The organism is Bordetella genomosp. 7, assembly GCF_002261265.1.
Classification (GTDB): Bacteria; Pseudomonadota; Gammaproteobacteria; order Burkholderiales; family Burkholderiaceae_B; genus Bordetella_A.
Genome location: NZ_NEVK01000006.1, coordinates 568,975 through 593,997 on the forward strand (window position 1 = coordinate 568,975; position 25,023 = coordinate 593,997).

Annotated in this window: 21 protein-coding genes; 6 read left to right on the forward strand and 15 right to left on the reverse strand. The window is 67.4% G+C overall.

Features of this window, described 5'->3' with window-relative positions; translation table 11 throughout:
• Positions 1-9: 9 nt before the first annotated feature.
• Together CAL19_RS13670 and CAL19_RS13675 are read right to left on the reverse strand one after the other, a co-directional pair.
• Entirely contained in the window at positions 10-2,298 is a 2,289-nt protein-coding gene (locus CAL19_RS13670; RefSeq protein WP_026639972.1) for an NADP-dependent malic enzyme, read from the reverse strand.
• A gap of 118 nt (positions 2,299-2,416) precedes the next feature.
• Complete coding sequence (locus tag CAL19_RS13675; protein WP_094797057.1) at positions 2,417-3,298, reverse strand: hypothetical protein; 882 nt, start codon at positions 3,296-3,298, stop codon at positions 2,417-2,419.
• Positions 3,299-3,329: 31 nt separating this feature from the next.
• On the opposite strand from CAL19_RS13675, the gene CAL19_RS13680 reads away from it, so the two are divergent.
• A complete protein-coding gene (locus CAL19_RS13680; protein WP_094797058.1) occupies positions 3,330-4,487 on the forward strand; it encodes a pyridoxal phosphate-dependent aminotransferase in 1,158 nt (385 codons plus the stop codon).
• Positions 4,488-4,753: 266 nt separating this feature from the next.
• On the opposite strand, the gene CAL19_RS13685 is transcribed toward CAL19_RS13680, so the two are convergent.
• On the reverse strand, positions 4,754-5,587 hold the full coding sequence (locus CAL19_RS13685; protein ID WP_026639969.1) for a lytic transglycosylase domain-containing protein: 834 nt from the start codon (positions 5,585-5,587) through the stop codon (positions 4,754-4,756).
• Positions 5,588-5,669: 82 nt separating this feature from the next.
• Here CAL19_RS13685 and ubiD point away from each other — a divergent pair, with 82 nt between their 5' ends.
• Positions 5,670-7,214, forward strand: a complete 1,545-nt coding sequence (ubiD, locus tag CAL19_RS13690) for a 4-hydroxy-3-polyprenylbenzoate decarboxylase (RefSeq protein WP_094797059.1) — start codon at positions 5,670-5,672, stop codon at positions 7,212-7,214.
• Here the strand turns inward: ubiD and CAL19_RS13695 are convergent, their stop codons facing one another.
• The 10 genes from CAL19_RS13695 to CAL19_RS13740 all read right to left on the reverse strand — a co-directional run bounded on the left by CAL19_RS13695 (position 7,215) and on the right by CAL19_RS13740 (position 17,827).
• Positions 7,215-7,580 carry a hypothetical protein gene (locus CAL19_RS13695; RefSeq protein WP_026639967.1) on the reverse strand — a complete coding sequence of 122 codons (366 nt, stop codon included), beginning with the start codon at positions 7,578-7,580 and terminating at the stop codon, positions 7,215-7,217.
• 5 nt (positions 7,581-7,585) lie between these two features.
• Complete coding sequence (locus CAL19_RS13700) at positions 7,586-8,005, reverse strand: phage holin family protein (protein ID WP_094797060.1); 420 nt, start codon at positions 8,003-8,005, stop codon at positions 7,586-7,588.
• Positions 8,006-8,046: 41 nt separating this feature from the next.
• On the reverse strand, positions 8,047-8,364 hold the full coding sequence (locus CAL19_RS13705; protein ID WP_026639965.1) for a DUF883 family protein: 318 nt from the start codon (positions 8,362-8,364) through the stop codon (positions 8,047-8,049).
• 82 nt (positions 8,365-8,446) lie between these two features.
• Positions 8,447-9,199 carry a hypothetical protein gene (locus tag CAL19_RS13710; RefSeq protein WP_231494581.1) on the reverse strand — a complete coding sequence of 251 codons (753 nt, stop codon included), beginning with the start codon at positions 9,197-9,199 and terminating at the stop codon, positions 8,447-8,449.
• A 116-nt stretch (positions 9,200-9,315) separates the two neighbouring features.
• Positions 9,316-12,036, reverse strand: a complete 2,721-nt coding sequence (locus tag CAL19_RS13715) for a nitrate reductase (protein ID WP_094797061.1) — start codon at positions 12,034-12,036, stop codon at positions 9,316-9,318.
• Positions 12,037-12,082: 46 nt separating this feature from the next.
• Positions 12,083-12,409 (reverse strand): nitrite reductase small subunit NirD, encoded by a 327-nt coding sequence (gene nirD, locus CAL19_RS13720; RefSeq protein WP_094797062.1) that lies wholly within the window; start codon positions 12,407-12,409, stop codon positions 12,083-12,085.
• An 8-nt stretch (positions 12,410-12,417) separates the two neighbouring features.
• Positions 12,418-14,856, reverse strand: coding sequence for a nitrite reductase large subunit NirB (gene nirB / locus CAL19_RS13725; RefSeq protein WP_094797063.1), 2,439 nt, complete (start codon positions 14,854-14,856; stop codon positions 12,418-12,420).
• A 28-nt stretch (positions 14,857-14,884) separates the two neighbouring features.
• Positions 14,885-15,709, reverse strand: a complete 825-nt coding sequence (locus CAL19_RS13730) for an ABC transporter ATP-binding protein (protein WP_094797185.1) — start codon at positions 15,707-15,709, stop codon at positions 14,885-14,887.
• Between the two features lie 5 nt (positions 15,710-15,714).
• On the reverse strand, positions 15,715-16,515 hold the full coding sequence (gene ntrB, locus CAL19_RS13735) for a nitrate ABC transporter permease (protein WP_231494584.1): 801 nt from the start codon (positions 16,513-16,515) through the stop codon (positions 15,715-15,717).
• A 37-nt stretch (positions 16,516-16,552) separates the two neighbouring features.
• Entirely contained in the window at positions 16,553-17,827 is a 1,275-nt protein-coding gene (locus tag CAL19_RS13740; protein WP_026639958.1) for a CmpA/NrtA family ABC transporter substrate-binding protein, read from the reverse strand.
• 354 nt (positions 17,828-18,181) lie between these two features.
• Here CAL19_RS13740 and CAL19_RS13745 point away from each other — a divergent pair, with 354 nt between their 5' ends.
• Positions 18,182-18,778: an ANTAR domain-containing response regulator gene (locus CAL19_RS13745; RefSeq protein ID WP_026639957.1), complete on the forward strand. Its 597-nt coding sequence runs from the start codon at positions 18,182-18,184 to the stop codon at positions 18,776-18,778.
• Between the two features lie 104 nt (positions 18,779-18,882).
• Entirely contained in the window at positions 18,883-20,298 is a 1,416-nt protein-coding gene (gene cysG / locus CAL19_RS13750; RefSeq protein ID WP_094797186.1) for a siroheme synthase CysG, read from the forward strand.
• Between the two features lie 31 nt (positions 20,299-20,329).
• Here the strand turns inward: cysG and upp are convergent, their stop codons facing one another.
• Both upp and dacB read right to left on the reverse strand, forming a co-directional pair.
• Positions 20,330-20,968 carry a uracil phosphoribosyltransferase gene (gene upp / locus CAL19_RS13755; protein ID WP_026639955.1) on the reverse strand — a complete coding sequence of 213 codons (639 nt, stop codon included), beginning with the start codon at positions 20,966-20,968 and terminating at the stop codon, positions 20,330-20,332.
• An 86-nt stretch (positions 20,969-21,054) separates the two neighbouring features.
• Positions 21,055-22,497, reverse strand: a complete 1,443-nt coding sequence (gene dacB / locus CAL19_RS13760) for a D-alanyl-D-alanine carboxypeptidase/D-alanyl-D-alanine endopeptidase (protein WP_026639954.1) — start codon at positions 22,495-22,497, stop codon at positions 21,055-21,057.
• 159 nt (positions 22,498-22,656) lie between these two features.
• Between dacB and queA the strand changes: the two genes are divergently transcribed.
• Both queA and tgt read left to right on the forward strand, forming a co-directional pair.
• Positions 22,657-23,709: a tRNA preQ1(34) S-adenosylmethionine ribosyltransferase-isomerase QueA gene (queA, locus tag CAL19_RS13765; RefSeq protein WP_094797065.1), complete on the forward strand. Its 1,053-nt coding sequence runs from the start codon at positions 22,657-22,659 to the stop codon at positions 23,707-23,709.
• A gap of 2 nt (positions 23,710-23,711) precedes the next feature.
• Positions 23,712-24,848 carry a tRNA guanosine(34) transglycosylase Tgt gene (gene tgt, locus CAL19_RS13770; protein ID WP_094797066.1) on the forward strand — a complete coding sequence of 379 codons (1,137 nt, stop codon included), beginning with the start codon at positions 23,712-23,714 and terminating at the stop codon, positions 24,846-24,848.
• Positions 24,849-25,023 lie beyond the last annotated feature (175 nt).

Genomic DNA, 25,023 nt, shown 5'->3' on the forward strand with positions numbered 1-25,023 from the left:
GCCGGTTTGCTACCTGGGGACGTTGGCATCGACGACGACCAACGCCGTCATGTTGACGATGCGGCGCACAGTGGAGCTCGATGTCAGGATATGGACCGGCGCATTGGCGCCAAGCAGGAACGGACCCACGGCCACGTTGCCGCCGGCGGCCGTCTTGAGCAGGTTGTACGCGATGTTGCCGGAATCCACGCTCGGGCACACCAGCAAGTTGGCCTCGCCCTTCAGGGTCGATGACGGCAGGATGCGCAGGCGCAGCGCCTCGTCCAGCGCGCAGTCGCCGTGCATCTCGCCATCGACTTCCAGGTGCGGCGCCGCTTCGCGTATCAGGGCCAGCGCGTCGCGCATCTTCGCGCCCGACGACGAACTACCGGTGCCGAAGTTGGAACGCGACAGCAGCGCCACCTTGGGCACCAGATTCAGGCGCGACATTTCTTCGGCCGCGGCGATCGTGAACTCGGCGATCTGCTCGGCAGTGGGTTCATCGTTGACGTGGGTATCCACCAGCGCCACCATGCGCTCGTTGAGCAGCAGCACATTCATGGCTGCGTACACATTGGCGCCCGGCCGCCTGCCGATGACCTGATCGACAAAGCGCAGGTGCTCGGCATACGTGCTGACGGTGCCGCAGATCATGCCGTCGGCGTCGCCCAGGTGCACCATCATCGCCCCGATCAGGGTCAGGCGGCGGCGCATTTCCACGCGCGCCATTTCTTTGGTGATGCCGCGCCGGCACATCATTTCCCAGTACGTCGTCCAGTAGCGGTGGAAGCGCTCGTCGTATTCGGGGTTGGTGACTTCGACGTCTTCGCCCAGGCGCAGCCGCAGGCCGTATTTTTCGATGCGCGCGGCCAGCACGGCCGGGCGACCCACCAGGATGGGCTTGGCCAGGCCTTCGTCCACCACCACCTGCACGGCGCGCAGTACGCGCTCGTCTTCGCCTTCGGTAAACACCACGCGCGCCTTGCCGCCCTCGCGCACGAAGCTCTTGGCAGCCGAGAACACCGGCTTCATGAAAGCGCCCGAGTGGTACACGAACTGCTGCAGCTGCTCGGTGTATGCCTCGAGGTCGGCCAGCGGCCGGGTGGCCACGCCGCCTTCCATGGCCGCCTTGGCCACCGCGGGCGCGATGCGGGTGATCAGGCGCGGGTCAAACGGCTTGGGAATCAGGTATTCGGGGCCGAAGCTGATGTCGTAAGTGCCATAGGCGGCCGCCACCACTTCGTTCTGCTCTTCCTGGGCCAGCTTGGCGATGGCGTACACCGCGGCCATTTCCATTTCGCGCGTAATGGTGGTGGCGCCGACATCAAGCGCCCCGCGGAAAATGTACGGAAAGCACAGGACGTTGTTGACCTGGTTCGGGTAGTCGGAACGGCCCGTGGCCATGACGATGTCGTCGCGCACGGCATGGGCGTCTTCGGGCAGGATCTCGGGATTGGGGTTGGCCAGCGCCAGGATCACCGGACGCGGCGCCATGGTCTTGACCATTTCGGGCTTGAGCACGCCCCCGGCGGACAGCCCCAGGAACACGTCCGCGCCTTCAATGACCTCGGCCAGCGTGCGCTTGTCGGTTTTCTGGGCGAAGCGCGCCTTGTCCGGGTCCATGAGCACGGTGCGGCCTTCGTATACCACGCCCTCGATGTCGGTGACCCAGATGTTCTCGATGGGCACGCCCAGATCCACGATGAGATTCAGGCAGGCCAGCGCCGCGGCGCCGGCGCCCGAGGTCACCAGCTTGATCTTGTCCAGCGGCTTGCCAACGACTTTCAGGCCATTGATGAAGGCGGCCGAAACACAGATGGCGGTACCGTGCTGGTCGTCGTGGAACACCGGGATCTTCATGCGCTCGCGCAGCTTGCGTTCCACGATGAAGCACTCGGGAGCCTTGATGTCTTCGAGGTTGATGCCGCCGAAGGTCGGCTCCAGGCCGGCGATGATCTCGACCAGTTTGTCGGGGTCGGTTTCGTTGATTTCGATGTCGAAAACATCGAGCCCGGCGAATTTCTTGAACAGCACCGCCTTGCCTTCCATGACGGGCTTGGACGCCAGCGCGCCGATATTGCCCAGCCCCAGCACGGCCGTGCCGTTGGTGATGACGCCTACCAGGTTGCCGCGTGCGGTATAGCGGACTGCGTTGGCCGGATCGGCCACGATTTCTTCGCAAGCGGCAGCCACGCCGGGCGAATACGCCAATGCCAGGTCGCGCTGGTTCGACAATTGCTTGGTCGGAGTGACTGAGATCTTGCCAGGGCGACCGGACTCGTGATATTCAAGCGCGGCTTTGCGAAAGGTGGCGTCCATAAGGCGGGCTACTCGGTAAGTACACGAAAAAGGGATTCTAGACTCAGGCGGCGATTCTAGCGCTTAGCGCCGCAACTATCTTACCCCGGGCCTGTATATCGGCCGGCGGCGCTCTTTTTTAGGGCGCGTACAGATCCAGCGGATCGAAGAGGTCTTTGATGCGCACTTCCAGGCGGCGCGCCGGCCCGGCCAGTTCGGGCGGCGGGGCGACGGGGGTGACTGGGGTGACTGAGCCGGCGGGCGCGCCGGCGCGCGGCGCCAGTACGACACGCTCGATCCAGGCCAGCGCCCCACCCTGGCCCAGCAGCAGATGAGCCAGGTTCACCTCGGACGGCGGGTCGGGCAACAGGGCATCCAGCCGGAAACGGCAGGCCCAGGCGGTTTCTTGCCGGCAGGCCGCGGCATCGGGGGTAGCCGACAGCTGGAACAACGCGGGCACCAGGCGCTGTATGGCAGCCGACCGCAGCGGACGCTGGTCGCCGGGGCCGAAGGGCCCCAGGGTTTCGGCGGTACCGTCGCTCAACAGCATATCCACCCCCAGCACGCCGCTGGCCGCCGTGGCGCCCGACAGCCAGGGCTGCGGGCCGGCCAGCCACGCCGCCAGCGTGGCGTCGGGCGGCGCAGCGCTGAACTGGTCAAGTCCGGCGTTTGCCAGATCGCGCAGGCGGCAACCCGGGCCGGCCTGCCACAGGCCCGGCCCCGGCCCCGGCGCCAATTCCGCAAGACCGGCCGGATCAACCTGCAAGACCGGGCGCCCCTCGAGACCGGCCGGATCGCCGCAGCCTTCCAGCAACAGGGCCACGCCATACTCCGCGCACAACGCACGGGCGTGGCGCACATCTTCCGGGCGCGCCGGCGCCAGCCGCGCGCGACCCACCGGCCCCGGATGCAATTCTTGCAGCGGGCCTTGCGCCGCCCGCGCCAGGCGTTGGCGGAACGTGTCCCAGGGGGTGGCGGGCAGCCGCCGGCCGAACAAGAAAGCGCGCCGCGATGGCTGCATCTACAATTCCTTTTTCGTTGCGAGAACCATCATGCTGCGCCTAGCGTCCCGCGCCCGGGATTTCCTTACCTTTCAAGTCGTAGAACTGTTCAAAGAAGCCCAGGCATTACAAGCCGCGGGAAGAGACATCATCAGCCTGGGTATAGGCGAACCGGACTTTACCGCGCCCGAGCAAGTGGTGGAAGCGCTCGAACGCGCCGCCCGCGCTGGCCTCAGCGGCTACAGCGCGCCAGCCGGCCTGTCAGGGCTGCGCGAGGCCATAGCCGGATTCTACGCAAGTGAATTCGGCGCGACGGTGGACCCGTCGCGCGTGATCGTTACCGCGGGCGCCTCGGGCGCCCTATCGCTGGCGTGCGCGGCGCTGGTCGACGCAGGCGCCGAAGTGCTGATGCCCGACCCGTCCTACCCCGCCAACAGCAATTTCATCCTGGCCGCCGGCGGGCGGCCGCGGCTGATACCCGGCAGTGCCGAGACACGCTTCCAGTTGTCGGCGCAGCAAGTGCGCGACCACTGGACGGACGCCACGCGCGGGGTTCTGGTGGCCTCGCCCAGCAACCCCACCGGCACCTCGATCGCCCGCGACGAGCTGGCCGCATTACTGCACGCGGTGCGCGAGCGCCAGGGCTTTGCCATTGTGGACGAAATCTACCTGGGGCTCAGCTACGAACACGCGCCGCGTTCTGCGCTGACGCTGGACGACGATATCATCGTCATCAACAGTTTTTCGAAGTACTTCCACATGACCGGCTGGCGCCTGGGGTGGATGATCGTACCGCAGCGCCTGGCGGCCGCGGTCGAGAAGATCGCCGCCAGCCTGGCAATCTGCGCGCCCACCCTGGCGCAGCACGCCGCGCTGGCCTGCTTTGCGCCCGACACCTTGAAGATCTACGAACATCGCCGCGACGCGTTCAAGCAGCGGCGCGACTATCTGCTGCCGGAATTCGAGAAACTGGGGCTGCACGTGCCGGTCAAGCCCGACGGCGCGTTTTATATCTATGCCGACATCGCCGGGCTGGGCATGGACAGCCCGACGCTGTCGCACCGGCTGCTGCACGAAGCCGGGGTAGCCGCCGTGCCGGGCGTGGATTTCGGCCCGGCGCACGGGCACCACACCCTGCGCGTGTCGTACGCCACCGGGCTGGACCGCCTGCAAGAAGCGGTGCACCGGATGCAGGGGGTGTTGTTGTAGGCGGCAGGGGGTGTCTGACACCTTCGGAGTCAGACACTGGAATGACGGCCCGGCAGCACCCAGTCGGTGTCTGGCTCCCGCAGGGTGTCTGACACCTTCGGAGTCAGACACCGGAATGACGGCCCGGCAGCACCCAGTTGGTGACTGATTCCCGCAGGGTGTCTGACACCTTCGGAGTCAGACACCGGAATGACGGCGCGGCAGCACCCCGTCGGTGTCTGACTCCCGCAGGGTGTCAGACACCCACGAACGAGTCCCGGTGTCGGTCAGTCGCGCGCCAGCGCGATGCCTGCGGCCAGCGCCAGGCGTCGGCGTTCGGCCTGTACCTTGGCGCCGTAACCGCCATCGCTGGGGCCGGTGGCCCCTACATAACAGGCAAGCCCGCCTTCGATGGAGCCGCGCCGGTCGATGCAGTCGCGCAGGATGGTAGTGCCCACGCGTATATTGGCGATCGGGTCCAGCGGATTGTTCAGGCCGTCTCCCAGTTTGTCGAACTTGTCCTGGTGCACGCGGGTCATGACCTGCATCAGGCCCTGCGCGCCCATCGAGCTTTCGGCAAACGGGTTGTAGCGGGATTCGATGGCGATCACTGCCAACAGCAGCAGCGGGTCCAGCTCTTTTTCACGCGCGACTTTGTATACCGTGCTTACCAGTACGGACGTCGCATCGTACGCCACGCGGTACTTGCGCGAGATATAGTTGCGCAACGCCTCGACCTGAGGGCCGGAGACGGTGCTGCGCACCTTTGCCTTGGGCGGCGCGGGTGGCAGGTCGCTGCGCAGCGGGCCCAGAAAGCCTGTGGCGTTGCTGGTGGGCGCAGCGGGAATCGCCATGGCAACCACTGAAGGGGTGTCATAGGCGGGATCGTAGGCCGATTCGGCGAAGCCGGACGGGGCGGATGTAGGCGCGAGAGCGGTCAACAAGGCTTTGTGCACCTGCAAGGCCTGGTCGCGCAAACCAGGTACGGCGAATCCCATGCTTACCGTGACGATTACCGCTATACCAAGGTAGGTACAGCAGATCCGAAGCCATTCGGCAAACTGGTGGTGCACTCCTTGGGCGGCCTGACGAAACAGGCCCGCCACTGACGCATCGGGCATGGTGACCTCCTGCGTGGAAAGAAGCACTGGATGTTAACCTCTGTTCAGCCAGAAAAATGTAACGAAATAACCAGGATTTGTAGTGAAATATCGTGACATTAGAGACTTTTTGCAGCAATTAGAGCGTCGCGGACAGCTCAAGCGCATTGCCACGCCGGTGTCGACGCATCTGGAAATGACAGAGATCTCCGATCGCGTGTTGCGCGCGCAGGGCCCGGCCCTGCTGTTCGAGCACGCCGTGCACCAGGGCCAGCGCGCCAGCATGCCCGTGCTGGCGAATCTGTTCGGCACGCCGCAGCGTGTGGCGTGGGGCATGGGCGCCGATGACGTCAGCGCGCTGCGCGATACGGGCGAACTGCTGGCTTCGTTGCGCGAACCCGAGGCCCCGCGCGGCCTGCGCGATGCGCTGGGCAAAGTGGCCATGCTGAAGTCGGCCCTGTGGGACATGGCGCCCCGGCGCGTGCGCAGCCCGGCATGCCAGGAAATCGTCTGGGAAGGCGCAAACGTGGACCTGGGCCGCCTGCCGATCCAGACCTGCTGGCCCGGCGACGTGGCCCCGCTGCTGACGTGGGGGTTGGTCATCACCCGTGGCCCCAACGCGCGGCGCCAGAACCTGGGCATCTACCGCCAACAGCCAATCGCGCCCAACAAGCTGATCATGCGTTGGCTGTCGCACCGCGGCGGCGCGCTGGATTTCCGCGAGCACGCGCGCGCGTATCCAGGCACCCCCTTCCCGGTGGCCGTGGCGCTTGGCGCCGACCCCGCCACCATACTGGGCGCGGTCACCCCGGTGCCCGACAGCCTGTCCGAATACCAGTTCGCGGGCTTGCTGCGCGGCTCGCGCACCGAAGTCGGGCAGGCGCTGGGCAGTGAATTGTCGGTGCCGGCATGGGCTGAAATCGTGCTCGAAGGCCACCTGCTGCCGGCGTCGGACCCGCGCGCGGCCGCCCCGGTGGTTCCCGAAGGCGCCCCGCCCCCGCCGGATACCGGCTACGAGATGGCCCTGGAAGGCCCGTATGGCGACCACACCGGCTACTACAACGAGCAGGATTGGTTTCCGGTCTTTACCGTGGACCGCATCACCATGCGGCGCGACCCGCTCTACCATTCCACCTACACCGGCAAGCCGCCCGATGAGCCAGCCGTGCTGGGCGTGGCGCTGAACGAAGTATTCGTGCCCCTGCTGCGCCGCCAGCTGCCCGAGATTGTCGATTTTTACTTGCCCCCCGAAGGCTGCAGCTACCGCCTGGCCGTCGTATCGATACGCAAGCAGTACGCCGGCCATGCCAAGCGGGTGATGTTCGGGCTATGGAGCGTGCTGCGCCAGTTCATGTATACGAAGTTCATCGTCGTCGTCGACGAAGACATCGACCCGCGCAACTGGAACGAGGTGGTATGGGCCATTACCACGCGCATGGATCCGGTGCGCGATACGGTGCTGGTCGACCGCACGCCTATCGACTATCTGGACTTCGCGTCGCCGGTATCGGGACTGGGCGGCAAGATGGGCATGGACGCCACGAACAAGTGGCCGGGCGAAACCGACAGAGAATGGGGCCGCCCCATCGCCATGGACGCCGCGGTCAAAAAGCGCGTCGATGACATATGGGGCGAACTGGGCTTGTGATCAGCGCGGGGGCGGCGCCGGGTCGTCCTGGCGCGAGCCGCGCCAGGCCTTGAGCGCCTGCCAGCCCAGCAGCGCACCGCCCGCCAGGCGCAACAGCCGCGACCGCTTGCCTCGCCCCATGATCAGCGCCGACACCGTCGAGCTGATGAACGGGTAGCGACGCGCCAGCGCGACGCCCTGCCACACCAGCCCCGACAAGTTGCCCCCCGACAGGCCGGGCAACCAGCGCTTGACCAGATTGCGCGGCTGCAACGAACGGCTGGCAGATGCGATGTCGTGCGCCAGCGATTCGCGTTCGATGGCCGCGCGCGCGCGCAGCAGTTCGATGCGCACGGCGCGGTCGATGGAAGAAGACCGGTTGGCCATGGTGGTCAGCCCTCGTCGTGCCGGCGGGCGGCCTCGGCGTCCTGTTCGGCCTGAGCCGTGCGCACGCTGTTGAGCAGGTCGGCATCGCGGCCGAGCTCTTCGAACGTGGCCGCGAACGGCACGGGCCCGGACACGAGTTCGCGGCGTACCGCCAGGAACAGCCCGAGCCCGATCAGGGCGTACAGGCCTGCCAGCAGGCCCAGGGCCAGATAGCGGTTTTCGGTAGGCCAGAACGCCACCGCCACCGTCACGCTGAACACCAGCACCGCCAGCGTCAGGAACAGCAAGGCGGCGAAGGCCATGCCCAACACCTTGATCAGCCGGGATTTTTCTTCGGCGGCTTCAAGGGCGAATAATTCCAGGCGGGTGCGCAGCAGCCCGACCAGGCTGCCGGCCACGCCGAATACAGATGTGCGCAAGCTCATGGGCTAGAGCGGGCCAGCAGCCAGGCGGCCGGCCCGGCGTCTTAGCGGCGCGCGATGAGCAGACCCAGCAGCAGGCCGGTCACGCCTGCGATGCCGATGGCCTGCCAGGGATTGTCATGAACGTAGTCGTCGGTGGCGCGCGCAGCCTTGCGCCCACGCTCGAGCACGGCGTCCTGCGCGTCGTACAGGGCTTCGCGGGTGCGCTTGAGCGAGATGATCGCGCGGTCGCGCAGCTCGTTGGCCTTGTCGCCCGAGCTGGATGCGGCTTCGCGCAACAGGTTCTCTGCATCGGTCAGGCTGCTCTTGACGCTGTCGATGAGTTTTTCTTTGGCGACTTCCTCGGAACGTCGGGTGGTCATACAGGCTCCTGTTGATGTGTCGGTGACGAAATCATCATACCAGCGCCAGGTCACATTTCGCAGCCTGTGGTGATACCGACTGCTACTTGATCTGGGTAATCTCAACCGCCGACTTCATGCCCGATTGGTCGATGTCCTGGCGCATGACGAGGTTGACTGCCGGGCAATACCAATCAGTGACCACGGTTTTCATGCCCGGGATCGGCAGCGTAATGCCCTGGAAAGTGGCCAGGGTGGGATCGGTATCGCGGGTATAGCGGATGGGCCAGCAAGACTGGCGCCCCAGCGCGGTGTCCAGCGTCTGCTGCGCTCCGACGGCCTTCTGGCCGATGCGCACCACCGTGGTGGGCTGGCCGCCCACGGGCGCGTCCTTGCCGATATTCAGGCGATAGGTGCCGCCGGGCATGGTCTGGCCTTCGGCCATCTTGCCGTCGTAGGCGAACAGGCCCAGCATGCGCAAGTCGAATTGCCCGCCGCGCCCGGGCTCTTCGCCGGCCTTGTCGTAGCGGACGAATTCGGCCTGGCCATTCTTGATGGTCATCAGATAGTCGAGCCGCGATTTGCCGGCAGGCAGCCCGGCATAGCTGAAACTGGCCGTGCCCTGCACGCGGGCGCGGCAATTGGACGAGTCGGCCTTGGACACTTCTGCAAAGGTCAGGTCTGCGCCCAGGCTCAGGTTGCCGGACCCGGTCAACTGCACCGCGCCGCCATCGTGCATGAAGCGTGCATCGCAGACGCCGGCGTGGGCCGGACCCAGCCAGCCGGCCGCGGCCGCGAACAAGGCAAAGGAAAAAATGCGTAGTGTCACGCGCAACTCCAGGAAAGGCTCAGCCATGTGGCGGTTCGATACTACACCGCGCCCCGGCCGGGCGCGGCTAGGAATCCGGTAAATGGGTTTCCAAATATTAGAGAGGCGTGGCCCGGGCCCCGGCAAGCGGCGCCCGGCGGGGTTCAGGCGCCGTGCAGGGCAACCATGCGGCGCACCTCGGGCAGGCACGAGCCGCAGCCGGAGCCGCAGCCCAGGCGGTCTTTCAATTGGGCAACGTCCATGCCGGATTCGATGCCCGACCGGATGGCCGCTTCGCTGACGCCGACGCAGGCGCAAACGGTGCGCGTTCGGGGAGCGGCCGGCGCGCGGGCCATCAGCAAGTTGGCCAGGCTGGCCGGCGCCGCTCCCCCTTCGGCCCATGCCATCAGCCCGTCGTGGGCCCGTACATCGCCGGCCAGCATGAAGGCGCCCGGCGCATCGGCGCCGGGCGCCTCGACGGCCAGCCGCACGCGCCGCACAATGCCGCGCGACACATCGTCGAAGGCGGCATCGGGCTGGTCGAGGCCCAACGCTTGCGCCAGCGCGTCCACCACGTGAGACGGTGCGGGCGCGGCGGCGGCCAGCCGCAGGCGCACGCCCGGCCCTGCCGCGCAAGGCAGCAGCGCCGCATACTCGAAGCCCCGCAGCCATGGCGCCAGTTGCGCGCGCAACACCGCCGTGTCGCCTGCCACCCAGGCCATGGCTTGCCAGGGCAGGCGCGCCGGCGCCACCGCCACGGCCGCGTGCTTCAGCTCGGGCTGGCGCGAAACGGGATCGCGGGCGGAGTTGGTCAGGGCGTTGATGCCGTGGCCGCCCATGTACGCGCTGCCCCAGTGCATGGGCAGGAAGGCGTGGCCCGGCCTGACGGTGTCGTCCGGCCGCACGGGCAACACGATGGCGCCGCGCCGGGAACGCACCCGCACCAGCGCGTGCGGCTCGAGCTTCAGCCGCTGCAGGTCCAGCGGATGCAGCGACAGCCAGGGCTCTTCCACATGCCGCGTCAGCACGGGGGCCATCGCCGTGCGCGTCAGCGAATGCCAATGGTCGCGCAGACGGCCCGTCGTCAGGCGCAGCGGATACTGCGCCGATACTGCCTCGGCCGTGGGCGTATAACCAGTGTCGTAGAACTGCGCGCGCCCGTCAGCAGTGGGGAAACGCCCGTCGGCGTACAGGCGCGCCGTCCCGCTGTCGCCGCGGTACGGCCACTGCACCGGGCCCGTACGCTCGAGCAGGGCGTAGTCGATCCGGCTGTAGTCCAGGTCGCGCCCAGCGGTCATGCGGGCATGCTCTGCAAACACGGCCGCCGCATCCGGGTATTGAAACAGCGGCGCTTTTTCGGGCGCCACCAGCCTGGCCAGCCGGCGGGCCACCGAGGCGGCCAGTTCCCAGTCCGGCCGCGCGTCGCCGGGCGGCGCGATGGCGGCGCGCACACGACTGATGCGGCGCTCGGAATTGGTCAACGTGCCGGACTTCTCGGGCCAGGTTGCGGCCGGTAATACCAGGTCTGCGTACGCCAGCGTTTCGGTTCCGGCATAGGCCTCCTGCACGATGACGAATTCCGCCTTCTGCAATGCCGCCCGCACGCGCGCCTGGTCGGGCAGGGACTGGGCCGGGTTGGTCGCGGCGATCCACAGCACCTTGATGCGCCCTTCCAGCACTGCGTCGAACATCTCGAGCGCGGGCGTGCCCGGGCGGGACGGCAGGCTCGGCACCGACCACAGGCCGGCGACTTCGCCGCGATGGTCCGCGTCGGCCGGATCGCGATGGCCCGGCAGCAACGTCGCCATGCCGCCCGCCTCGCGCCCGCCCATCGCATTGGGCTGGCCGGTCAGCGAAAACGGCCCCGCGCCGGGTTTGCCGATCTGCCCCGTGGCCAGGTGCAGATTGATCAGCGCGCCATTCTTGGCGGTGCCGCTGCTGGATTGATTCAACCCCATCGTGTAGACCGACAGCGCCGCGCCGGCCTGGCCGAACCAGCGGGCCGCCTGCACGATGTCGGCCGCAGGCACGCCGCACACATCCTGCGCGGCGCGCGGCGTGTATTCGTGCACGCGCGCCTTCAGCGCGTCGAAGCCCCGGGTATGGTCGGCGATGTAAGAGGCGTCGACCAGGCCTTCCCAGACCATGACGTTGAGCATGGCATGAAACAACGCAACGTCGGTGCCGGGCAAGATGGGCAGGTGCAAGTCGGCCAACGCCGCCGTATCGGTGCGACGCGGGTCCACCACCACGATCTTCATGCCGGGGCGCGCCGCCTTGGCCGCCTCCAGGCGCCGGAACAACACCGGATGCGCATACGCCATATTGGACCCGGCGATCAGCACCGTGTCGGCCAGTTCCAGATCGTCGTAGCACGCCGGCGGCGCATCCGCGCCCAGCGTGAGCTTGTAGCCCGACACCGCGCTGGACATGCACAGCCGCGAATTCGTGTCGATATTATTGGTGCCCACAAGCGCACGGGCCAACTTGTTGAAAACGGCATAGTCTTCGGTGAGCAACTGGCCCGACAGATAGAAGCCCACCGCGTCGGGGCCATGCATGTCTAGCGTGGCCGCCAGCTTGCCGGCTGCCAGGTCGAGTGCGTTGTCCAGCGAAACCGGCATGCGCTCGCGCCCCCGCTCGGGCCGCCACTCGGCCTGCAGCACGCGCGCGGTGTCGCGCCGCACCGTGTCGGCCAGCGCCAGCCCCTTGCTGCACAGGCGGCCGCGGTTGGCCGGATGCTCCGGGTCGCCCTGCACCGCGATCACGCGGCCGTCCTTGGCGGTGACACGCACGCCGCAGCCGGTGCCGCAATAGCAGCATACCGAGGCCACCGTGCGTTCGCCGGCGGCCCCGGACTCGTGATGGTGCCCAGATGCGCTCATACCATGCCTGCCTTGTAGGGATAAAGAGTCTGCGATGCGGTCCGCGTCATACCTCCAGGTACACCGCGGCTCCATCCACTTTGATCGGCACGGTCTGCACGCACCCCTCGTCGGGCGCCTGCGCGCTGCCGGTGGCCAGATCCAGCACCCAGCCGTGCAAGGGGCACGACACCGACCGGCCATGCACCAGCCCGGCCGACAGCGGGCCGCCCTTGTGCGGACAGCGGTCTATGACTGCGAACACCTCGTTGTCGCTGGTGCGAAAGACGGCGATGTCGTCCTGTCCCTCGCGCCGCAGCACGCGGGCGCCTTGCACCGGGATTTCTTCGATATGGCAGATGCTGCGCCACTGGCAGGTTTCGGCTGGCTGCATGTCGGGTCTCACAGGGTCAGGGATTGAAATTCACGGGCGGCAGGGGCGGCGGCGCGACGCTCTTCCCATGGGTCGGCTTCGAACGACAGCGCAAATTTCAGGCGCGCATAGAGTTCGGCGCGATTGGCCGCGTCGTCGACCACCCGCGCCTTGGCATGGTCCAGCCCCACGCGCGCCAGGTAGTGCACGGTGCGCTCCAGGTAAAAGGCTTCTTCGCGATATAGCTGCAGAAATGCGCCGCAGTACTCCAGCACTTCATCCGCGGTCTTCACCTTGGCGAAGAACTGCGCCACTTCGGTCTTGATACCGCCGTTGCCGCCCACGTACAGTTCCCAGCCTGATTCCACGGCGATGATGCCGATATCCTTGATGCCCGATTCGGCGCAATTGCGCGGGCATCCCGACACGGCAAGCTTTACCTTGTGCGGGCTCCACATGCCCACCAGGTCTTTCTCCAGGGCGATACCCATCGCCGTGGAATCCTGGGTGCCGAAGCGGCAGAACTCGCTGCCCACGCATGTCTTGACCGTACGCAGGCTCTTGCCGTATGCATGCCCCGAAGGCATGTCGAGGTCGGCCCACACGTGCGGCAAGTCTTCTTTCCTGACGCCCAGCAGGTCGATGCGCTGGCCGCCCGTGACCTTCACCATCGGAATCGCATACTTGTCGGCAACGTCGGCAATGCGGCGCAGTTCAGATGGGTTGGTCACGCCGCCCCACATCCGGGGCACCACGGAATACGTGCCGTCCTTCTGGATATTGGCGTGCATGCGTTCGTTGGCCAGCCGCGACTGATTGTCATCGCGCGCCTCGCCAGGCCAGGTAGAGATCAAGTAATAGTTCAGGGCCGGTCGGCAGGTGCTGCAACCGTCGGGCGTGCGCCATTCCATGAAATGCATGGCGGCCGCGATCGTGACCAGATGGTGATCACGTATGGCCTTGCGCACTTCGCCATGCGTCAGGTCCGTGCAGCCGCATAGCGCTTTCTCGGATTTCGGCTTGACATCGGCCGCGCCGCCCACACAGTTGATGAGGATCTGCTCGACCAGTCCGCTGCACGATCCGCAGGAACTGGCCGCCTTGGTGTGCTTCTTGACTTCGTCGACCGTGAACAGGCCCTTGTCGCGAATGGCCTTGACGATCGTGCCCTTGCACACCCCATTGCAGCCGCAGACTTCCGCTGTGTCGGCCATGCCGATGGCGCGATTCTCCCCGGCGTGGCCGGTGTCGCCGCCAATGGCGCTTTCGCCGAACATGAGCTGGTCGCGCAGCGCGTCGATGCGCTTGCCCTCGCGGATCAGCCGGAAATACCACGCGCCGTCGCCGGTATCTCCGTACAGGCACGCGCCCACCAGCTTTTCGTCTTTAAGCACCAGTTTCTTGTACACGCCGCCCACGGGGTCGGCCAGCGTGATTTCTTCCGTACCCGGTCCGCCCATGAAATCGCCGGCCGAGAACACATCGATGCCCGTGACCTTGAGTTTGGTCGAAGTCACGCTGCCCTCGTAGCGGCCGATGCCGTACAGGGCCAGGTGGTTCGCCGCCACTTTAGCCTGTTCGAACAGCGGCGCCACCAGGCCATAGGCGGTGCCGCGATGGCAGACGCATTCGCCCACCGCGTAAATGAGCGGGTCGTAGGTTTGCAGCGTATCGCTGACGACGATGCCGCGGTTGACGTACAGCCCGCAGGCCTGCGCAAGTTCGGTATTGGGCCGGATGCCCACGGCCATGACCACCAGATCGGTCTCGACCTCGTCGCCGTCGGCAAAGCGCACCGCGCGCACCCGCCCCTGTTCGTCACCCAACAGCGCCTCGGTCTGGCGCGGCATCAGGAACTTCAGGCCGCGCGCTTCCAGACTGCGCTGCAGCAGCAAGGCGGCCTTGGGATCCAGCTGGCGATCCAGCAGGCCCGACCCCAGGTGCACGACGTTCACGTCCATGCCTCGCGCCGCCAGGCCGGCGGCCGCTTCCAGCCCCAGCAGGCCGCCGCCTATCACGACCGCGCGCTTGTGCACGCGCGCAGCCTCGATCATCAGGTTTACATCGCGGATGTCGCGAAACGTGACCACACCGTCGAGATCCTTGCCGGGGATGGGCAGGATGAACGGGTTCGAGCCGGTGGCCAGCAGCAGCCGGTCATAGGGCACCTGGCTGCCGTCCTCGCCCAGGACGGTGCGCCGCGCGCGGTTGATGCTGGTGACCTTGCAGTTCAGGCGCAGGTCGATGCCGTTGTCGCGGTACCACGCTTCGTCATTGAGAACGATGTCCTGCACGGTTTGCTCGCCGGTCAACACGGGCGACAGCAAAATGCGGTTGTAGTTGGGATACGGCTCGGAACCGAACACCGTGATGTCGTACAGATCCGGAGCCAGCTTCAGCAGCTCTTCCAGCGTGCGCACACCGGCCATGCCGTTGCCGACCATTACCAGCTTCAACTTCTTTTCCATAATGTCTCTCTCTTGCCTGCGTCATACATCAAGCTTCGGCGGCGGCCGGCGCGGCGGCGGCCGCTGCCGCCGGGTTGCCATGGCGGCGATGCAGGAAATCAACCACCGCCGCGCGGCATGCCAGGTAGCCCGGGTGCGAGGCCAGCGCCAGCCGGTCGCGCGGGCGCGGCAGCGGCACATCCAGCACTTGCCCGATGGTGGCCGCGGGGCCGTTGGTCATCATCACAATGCGGTCAGACAGCAACACGGCCTCGTCCACATCGTGCGTGACCATGATGACGGTGCTGTGCGTGGCCGCCACGATCTTGAGCAGTTCGTCCTGCAGGTGCGCGCGCGTCAGCGCGTCCAGCGCGCCAAACGGCTCGTCCATCAGCAGCACCTGGGGTTCGATGGCCAGCGCGCGCGCAATACCCACGCGCTGCTTCATGCCGCCCGAGATTTCGCCGGGCAGCTTGGCGCTGGCATGCGCCAGGCCCACCAGTTCCAGCGCGGCATGAGTGCGCTCGGCCAGGCGCGCCTTGCTTTCCCGTGCCCCGAACACGCGTTGCACGGCCAGGTGCACGTTCTGGTAGCAGCTCAGCCAGGGCAGCAACGAATGGTTCTGGAACACCACGGCGCGGTCCGGCCCGGGCCCGGTGATTTCCCGCTCCGCGCACAGCAGCACGCCCTCGGTGGGAAGCGTAAGCCCCGCCACCAGGTTCAGCAGGGTAGATTTGCCGCAGCCGGAATGGCCGATCAGCGAAACGAATTCGCCCTGCGCCACGGCCAGGTCGATATCGCGCAAGGCCACGAAGCGGCCGCGGGAGGTTGCGAAGGTCTGCCCCACGCCCTCGATACGCACGAATTTCTGCATGATGTTCATTCCTCGCTGTAGGCAAAGCGCCGCGCCAGCCGCACCAGCATGGTTTCCAGGGCGAGCCCCACGATGCCGATCAGGAAGATGGCCACGACAATGTGCTCGACCTTCAGGTTGTTCCATTCATCCCACAACCAGAAGCCCACGCCGGTGCCGCCGGTCAGCATCTCGGCCGCCACGATGACCAGCCACGCCGTGCCGATCGACAACCGCACGCCAGTAAGAATGTGCGGTAGCACCGACGGCAGCAGCACCTTGGTCACCACCTGCCATTCGGACAGGTTCAGCACGCGGGCGACGTTGAGGTAGTCTTGCGGCACACGCGCCACGCCCGCCGCGGTGTTGATCACCATGGGCCAGATCGAGCAGATGAAAATCGCCCAGATGGCGGCCGGGTCGGCTCCCCGGAACAAGAGCAGGCCCAGCGGCAGCCACGCCAGCGGCGACACCGGACGCAGCAGGCTGACGATGGGCGCGAACATGGCATTGGCCGCGGCATACCGGCCCATCACAAAGCCGGCAGGAATGCCCACCAACGCGGCCAGGCCGAAGCCGATGCCCACGCGCCGCAACGACGCCAGCACGTTCCAGCCTATGCCCCGGTCGTTGGGCCCGTTGTCATAGAACGGGTCCGCAAACAAGTCGCGCGCGGCGGCCCAGGTGGCCCCGGGGGTGGGGATCTCCGGCACCAGCAGCGCAATGGCCTGCCAGACCAATACAAACAGGGCAAAGCCCGCCACAGGGCCGGCAACCGCGCGCAACAGTGCATCGGCTGCGTCGCGGCAGGCCGCGGCGTCAGGCATTGAAGAGAACAGGGTCGTGGTGCGCATGGCAGCTTCCTCAGGCCTTGATGCTGAACGCGTCGGCATACGCGGCGGGGTCCGCGCCGTCCCAGCGCACCCCGTCCATCAGCACCGACTGCCGCATTTCGCTGGCAGGCAGCGGCGCGCCGGCGGCGGCCGCTGCCTGCCGGTAGATATCGATGCGATTGATGGCGCCAGCCACCGCGCGGTAGTCGGGATGCGTTTTCAGCAAGCCCCAGCGCTTATGCTGCGTCAGGAACCACATGCCGTCGCTCAGATAGGGAAAGCACGCCGCGCCGTCGGCATAGAAGCGCATGGGATGCGCGTCGTCCCAGGTCTTGCCCAGCCCGTCCGTATAGCGGCCCAGCATGCGGTCCACGATGGCGTCGGCCGCCGTGTTCACGTACGATTTGGCCGCAATCGTCTCGGCCGTCTTGCGGCGGTTGGCCGGCGAGGCATCTATCCACTTGCCGGCCTCGATAATTGCCGCGGTCACCGCGCGCGCGGTGTTGGGGTGCGATGCCACGAACTCGCCGGTCGCGCCCAGTACTTTCTCGGGATGGTCGGCCCAGATCTGTTGCGTGGTGGCCGCCGTGAAGCCGATGCGATCCATGATCGCGCGGGCGCCCCAGGGTTCGCCCACACAGAAGCCGTCCATGTTGCCCACCCGCATGTTGGCCACCATCTGCGGCGGCGGCACGGTGATCACGCGCGCATCGCGCATGGGGTCGATACCGTACGCGGCCAGCCAGTAATACAGCCACATGGCGTGCGTGCCGGTGGGGAACGTCTGCGCATAGGTATAGGCCCGCTTTTCGGCCTGCATATGCTTGTGCAGCGACTCGCCGTCGGTCACGCCGGCTTCGTGCAATTTGGACGACAGCGTAATCCCCTGCCCGTTCTGGTTGATGCCCATCAGCACAGCCATGTCTTTGCGCGGGCCGCCGATGCCCAGGTGCACGCCGTACACCAGCCCGTACAGCACGTGGGCGAAATCAAGTTCGCCATTAATGAGCTTGTCGCGCACGCCGGCCCACGAGGCTTCCTTGGACGGCACGATTTTCACGCCGTGCTTTTTGTCCAGGCCCAGCACCGACGCCATCACGACCGAGGCGCAATCCGTCAAGGGAATAAAGCCGATGCGCACTTCGGCCTTTTCGGGCGCGTCGCTGCCGGCGGCCCAGGCGCCTGCCCGCACCAGCGGGTCGACCAGGCCCAGCAAGCCGGCGCCCGCCACGGCTTTCGCGGCGCTGCCCAGCCAGTCACGTCGCCCGGTATTGGTGATGTCGGTCTTGCCAGGCTTGTTTCGCATAAAGGCCTCTTCAAAATAAAAAAACGTTCCGCGCCGCCGGGGTTTTCCCGTCGGATCTGCAGAACGCCGTTGTTCAGGATTGCGCGCCGACACCGTCGGCCAGGCGACCGCCGTTGGCCGCCATGCAGAGACTTAAGCAAAGTCCATGCCATCTGTGCCTGCCCGGCGGCAGGCCCGCCGGGCCGCGCAAGGCGAGCCACTTTGGTGCGCGATGCATTGCGCAATGCACCATTTGCGTGCCGGCTCGCTTTCCCGCGTGCCTTGCGCCCGGCCGGCGCGCGTGCCGTCGCCACGGGCGGCGTGCGGCCACGCATGGCATGGATATTGCATTTCCCTGATGATCAGGGAGTAGTCATGCTGAAGATCATGCTGTTGAACGATGGGGACGGCCGCGCCGCATCACTGCGCGACACGCTGGCGGCGGCCGGCGTGCAGGTGGTTGCCGAGCGTGCGGCCGGCATCGATCTGGCCGAAGCCATCACGCGGCTGGCGCCCGACGTGGTGCTGATCGATGCGGACGCGGCGGCGCGCGACACGCTCGAAGACATCTGCGTGGCCAGCGAATCCACCGAGCGGCCGGTGGTGATGTTCACGGACGACGACAACCGCGAAACCATCCGGGCCGCCCTGCGCGCCGGCGTCGCCGCCTATGTGGTGGGCGCCGTCCCGCCCGAGCGCATCGAACCGCTGTTGACTGTAGCGATTGAACGCGGGCGGGTCGAGCGGGCGCGCCGCATGGAGCTCGCCGAGGCGCGCCAGCGGCTGGCAGACCGGCAGGCGCTGGAAAAGGCCAAGGGCTTGCTGATGCAACTGCGCGGGGTCTCTGAAGAGCAGGCGCACCGGCTGTTGCGCGAGCGCGCCATGCAAAGCCGCAAACGGCTGGGCGAGGTGGCGCGCGAAGTCGTCGACATGGCGCAATGGCTGGGCGCTCAAAGCGGAGGCGGCGCTTAATCACTTATCGATATATCAATCCAATAAATCAAAAGTTGTAGGGATGTAAGGCAGTCCCTATGATCGACTGGACCGATTGCGGGCACACCCGCTGGCTGATGTTCATGAAGCTCTTTCCTCTATTTGCCGATCTGCAGGGCCGCCGCGTTCTCGTGGTGGGCGGCGGCGAGATCGCGGCGCGCAAAGTGCAGTTGCTGCTCGAAGCATCGGCCGACGTACACGTGGGAGCGCCGGAACTGGCGCCCCAATTGACCGAATGGGCGCAACAAGGACGCATACATGTGCTGTCCGGCACGTTCCGGCCCGAGTGGCTCGATGGCGCGTGGCTGGCGGTGGCCGCCACCGACGATCGCGCCGTCAATGCCGCCGTGGCCGAGGCTGCCGGGGCCCGCCGCATTTTCAGCAACGTGGTGGACGATGCAGAGCTGTCGTCATTCCAGGTGCCGTCCATCGTCGACCGCTCGCCGCTTATCGTGGCCATCTCGTCCTCGGGGGTGGCCCCCGTGCTGGCGCGGCGGCTGCGCGAGCGCGTGGAATCGATGTTCGACCATTCGCTGGGCGCGCTCGCCTCGCTGGCGGCGCGCTACCGGCCTCGCATACGCGCCGCCCGGCCCGGCCTGAAGCAACGGCGCGCCTTCTACGACTGGCTGCTCGACGGCCCGGTGGCCGCCCTGCTGCGCCAGCAGCAGCCCGACGAAGCGGCGCGCGTGCTGGACGAAGAACTGGCGCGTCCGCAACCCCGGAGCCAGGGCAGCGTCGTGCTGGTCGGCGCGGGCCCGGGCGACCCGGGGCTGCTGACGCTCAAGGCCCTGCGCGCCCTGAACGAGGCCGATGTCATTCTGTACGACCGCCTGGTCAGCCCGGCGGTGCTGTCGCTGGCCAGGCGCGACGCCGACCGCATCGCGGTAGGCAAGCGTCCCGGCGAAGACCACGACGCCACGCAGGCGCGCATCCACGCCCTGCTGGTAGAGCACGCGCGCGCCGGCCGGCGCGTTGTGCGCCTGAAGGGCGGTGACGCGTTCATTTTCGGCCGGGGAGGCGAAGAACTGGAGCACTTGCGCGCCCACCAGGTGCCTTTTGAAGTCGTGCCGGGCATTACCGCCGCGCTGGCCTGCGCAGCCTATGCCGGCATTCCGCTGACCCACCGCGAGCATGCGCAGTCCGTCACGCTGGTTACCGCGCATTGCCGCGAAGACGAAGACACGCTGGACTGGGCAGGCCTGACCCGCGCCCACCAGACGCTGGCGTTCTACATGGGGGTGGGGCAACTGGAAACCCTGTCGTCTCGCCTGATCAGGCACGGCCGCGCGGGCAGCACGCCATTTGCCCTGGTAGAAAACGGCAGCCGGCCCGAACAACGGGTGGTCAGCGGACAGTTGCAGGACCTGGCCCGCGTGGCCCGCCGCCACGACGTGCGATCGCCGGCGCTATTGATCGTGGGCGAGGTCGCCGCGCTGGCCGACTCGCTGCACTGGTACGGCCGGCACCTGCCGGATACGCGCGCGGCTCTGGCCGCCTGACACTCGCCGGCGCGCGCCGGCCCCGGCGCCGTTATTCGGGCTTCTGCTTGGTGCCGAATATGCGGTCGCCCGCATCGCCCAGGCCCGGCATGATATACCCGTGCTCGTTGAGGCCTTCGTCGATCGACGCGGTGTAGATATGCACGTCCGGGTGGCTGTCGAGCACCGCCTTGATGCCGACCGGCGCGGCCACCAGCACCAGCGCACGGATCTCGCGGCAGCCCGCGCGCTTGAGCATGTCGATGGCGGCCACCATCGAGCCGCCCGTGGCCAGCATGGGATCGACTATCAGCGCCAGGCGCTGGTCCAGCTCGCCCACCAGGCGTTCAAGGTAGGTATGCGCCTGCAGCGTCTCTTCGTTGCGCGCAACACCCACGACGCTTACCTTGGCCCCGGGGATCAGGCTGAGCACGCCATCCAGCATGCCGATGCCGGCGCGCAGGATGGGCACCACCGTCACCTTCTTGCCCGCGATTTTCTCGACCTTCACAGTGCCGCACCAGCCTTCGACGGTGGACTCGGCCAGCGGCAGGTCTTTGGACGCCTCGTAAGTCAGCAGTGCGCCGACTTCTTGGGAAAGTTCGCGAAAGCTCTTGGTGCTGAGGTCGGCGCGGCGCATGATCCCGAGCTTGTGGCGGATCAGCGGATGGCGGATTTCGTGCACGGGCATGTGCGGAGGTCTCCAGGAAACAATAAAGGCGGCGTGCGCGGGCGCGCCAGACAGCGCAATCGTAAACCGTCTGGAGCCCCGGCGGCCTACTGGCCGGCCAACCAGGCGATCAGCGCGTCGTCAAAGGGCCGCACGGCGGCCGCGTCGGGATGGTTGACGATGCTGACCACCACATAGCGCTTGCCGCTGGCCCCCATGACGTACCCGGCCACTGCCCGCACATCGCGCAGCGAGCCGGTTTTCAGGTGCGCCATGCCGGCCGTGGATTCGTCTTTTAGGCGGCGGCGCATGGTGCCATCGACGCCGGCGATGGCCAGCGACGACACGAATTCCGGCATCATGGGCGTCTGCCACGCCAGGGTCAGCATCGACGCCAGGCTCTCGGCCGAGACGCGCGCCTCGCGCGACAGCCCGGAGCCGTTGTCCATGATGAGCTCGGGCATGTGCAGGCCCTGCCCGGCCAGCACTGCCTTGGCCACGGCCTCGCTGCTGTCGGTGGTGGCGGGCCGGCGGCCGCGTTCGGCGCCCAGCGTCAGCAACAGGGTGCGCGCCATGACGTTGTTGCTGCGCTTGTTGATCTGGCGGATGGCTTCGCCCAGGGGGCGCGATTCGTGCGTGGCCAGCGCCACGGCATCGCCCGGCACCATGCCCGTGCGGATGCGGCCCGTAAACGTGCCGCCCAGTTCGCGCCACAGTACACGGAACAGCGATTCGGCAAACTCGGGTTGCGACAGCGCCAGGCGATACAGGCTGAATTCCCCGCAGGAGCCGGCCACCGTGCCGCCCAGCCGGATCGACACGCCCTGCTGGGTCAGGATGGGCTCGGTGGTGACTACGGGCGGGCCGGGGCAACGGATTTCGCTCCAGTCGACCTGCCCTTCGATGCGCAGGCCGGGCAGCGGCGGGTCGATGATCGGCACCCATTTCCGTGCCACGTGGTCGGGCGTGAACAGCAGCCGCAGGGCGCCGAAACCCACCATCAATGCGTCCGGGCTGGCGTTGTAGGCCCGGTCGGGCGCGCCGTCGAAGGCCCCGGGGTCGATGGCCACCTGCCCGAAAATGCTGCGGTCGACGACCAGGTCGTTGATCTTTTTTACCCCGCGCAGCCGCAGTTCGCGCAGCAACGCCCAGAGGTCCTGCACCAGCAGGTAGGGATCGCCGCCCGCTCGCAGGTACAGCGGGCCAGGCAATGCGCCTTGCGCGTCGGGCCGCGCGCCGGGCTCGGTCAGGAATTCGGTGCGCCAGACATAGTTCGGCCCCAGTTCGGACAGCGCCGCCCAGGTCGTGACCAGCTTCATGACCGATGCGGGATTGCGCGGCTCTTGCGCGTTGACCGCCACGATGCGGTGTCCGCCGAGTTCCTGCACCACCAGCGACAGCGCCGACGACGGCAGTCCGGATGCCTTCCAGGCGCGGCTCAGTTCATCGGGCAGGCCCTGCGCCTGGGCTGCCAGGGTTGCGCCCAGCAGCGCGCACGCCGCCAGCCATCGCCCGAACCGCCCCGCCCGCCGAACCACCCCTGCCGCCATACCGTGCCCACCATGCTGCCGTTGTGTCGAAAACGCAAGCATACAGAAACCTGGCGCCCCCGCGGAAAGGCGGCGGCCGCGCCAGCCGGCGCAGCTACAATACCCCGCTGTTTGCGCCGCCGCGCCCGCGGCCCCGCGCGCTTTACCTGATCTCCCCGCGTGCCCTCGTCCTTCACCCTTTCCGACTTCGACTACGCCCTGCCCCCCGAGCTCATCGCGCAGACTCCCGCGACGCAGCGGGCGGGCAGCCGCCTGCTGCACCTTGACGGCGCCGGCGCCCTGCACGACCTGCGCTTTCCCGACCTGGCCGGCCTGCTGCGGCCTGGCGACCTGCTGGTCTTTAACGACACCCGGGTCATCAAGGCCCGCCTGGCGGGCCACAAGGCGTCCGGCGGCAAGGTCGAAGTGCTGGTCGAGCGCATCACCGAGCCGGACCGCGCGCTTGCGCACGTGCGCGCCAGCAAGTCGCCCGGGCCGGGTACCACGCTGCACCTGGCCGGGGCGTTCGACGCCACCGTGCTGGGCCGCCAGGGCGAACTCTTCGACCTGCGCTTTCCAGCCCCGGTCCTGGACCTGCTGGACGCCCACGGCGCCACGCCGCTGCCGCCCTACATTGCACACAGCGCCGATGCCACGGACGAGGCGCGCTACCAGACCGTCTATGCCCGCGAGCCGGGCGCGGTGGCCGCGCCCACTGCAGGGCTGCATTTCGACGAGGCCATGCTCGAACAGCTGGCCCTGGCGGGGGTCGAGCGCGCATTCGTCACCCTGCACGTGGGCGCGGGCACGTTCCAGCCCGTGCGGGTCCAGAACATCGCCGACCACGTCATGCACGCCGAGTGGTACACCGTCGGCCAGGCCACTGCCGACGCTATCGCCCGCGCGCGCGCCCGCGGCGGGCGCGTCGTGGCAGTGGGCACCACAAGCGTGCGAGCGCTGGAGTCGGCCGCCGCGCAGAACCCGGGCGGGCCCGGCACGCCGCTTGCGCCGGCCCAGGGGGACACGCGCCTGTTCATCACGCCGGGCTACCGCTACCAGGTCGTCGACGCCCTGGTCACCAACTTCCATCTGCCGCAGTCCACGCTGCTGATGCTGGTGTCGGCCCTGGCCGGCATCGAACCCATCCGCCGCGCGTACGCGCACGCCGTCGCCCAACGCTACCGCTTCTTCAGCTACGGCGACGCCATGTTCATCGAATCGCCTGCCCACTGACCATGACCGGACTGAACTTCGAACTGCTGGCCACCGACGGCGGCGCCCGCCGGGGCCGCGTCACGCTGAACCATGGCGCGGTGGAAACACCCATATTCATGCCCGTGGGCACGTACGGCAGCGTCAAGGCCATGCTGCCGCATGAACTGAAAGACGCCGGCGCCCAGATCGTGCTGGGCAACACCTTCCATCTTTGGCTGCGCCCCGGCACCGATATCCTGGAGCGCCACGGCGGCCTGCATGGGTTCATGCAATGGGACAAGCCCATCCTGACCGATTCGGGCGGCTTCCAGGTGTTCAGCCTGCAGGGCATGCGCAAGATCACCGAAGAAGGCGTGAAGTTCGCCTCTCCGATCGATGGCGCCCGGCTCTTCCTGACGCCCGAAGAATCCATGCGCATCCAGCGCGCCCTGAATTCCGACATCGTCATGGTGTTCGACGAATGTACGCCCTACCAGATCAACGGGCGCCCCGCTACGGCCGAGGAAGCGGCCCGCTCGATGCGCATGTCGCTGCGCTGGGCGCGCCGCTCGCGCGACGAATTCGAGCGCCTGGGCAACCCCAACGCGCTGTTCGGCATCGTGCAGGGCGGCATGTACGAATCGCTGCGCGACGAATCGCTGGCCGGGCTCACCGACATCGGTTTTCATGGCTACGCCATCGGCGGCCTGTCGGTCGGCGAACCCAAAGAAGACATGATGCGGGTGCTGGCCCATGTCGCGCCGCGCCTGCCCACCCATGCGCCGCGCTACCTGATGGGCGTGGGTACCCCGGAAGACCTGGTCGAGGGCGTCGCCCGCGGCGTGGACATGTTCGACTGCGTCATGCCCACCCGCAACGCCCGCAACGGCTGGCTGTTCACCCGCCATGGCGACCTGAAGATCCGCAACGCCAAGTACCGCGACGACACCCGCCCGCTGGACCCGACCTGCGCCTGCCACACCTGCGCCCACTTCTCGCGCGCCTACCTGCACCACCTGCAGCGGGCCAACGAAATCACCGGCGCGCGCCTGAACACCCTGCACAACCTGCATTTCTACCTGACCATCATGGCCGAGATGCGCGAAGCCATCGCCGCAGGCACCTTCGACGCCTGGCGCGCCCGGTTCGCCGCCGACCGCAAGCGCGGCATCGAATAGCCCCGGCCGCGGCGCCGTCGAGTCCGTGCGGCCCGTACGGCCCGGGCAGGCGTGTTGGGCGGCGGGGCAGCCTGCGCAGCAGGCCGAGGGCGCCTGCATGCGCCCGAGCCCGACGCACGTACGCCGGCCCCCGCCTGCCCGGGCCGCACGGGACGCCCCCAGGCGCGCCGCCCGC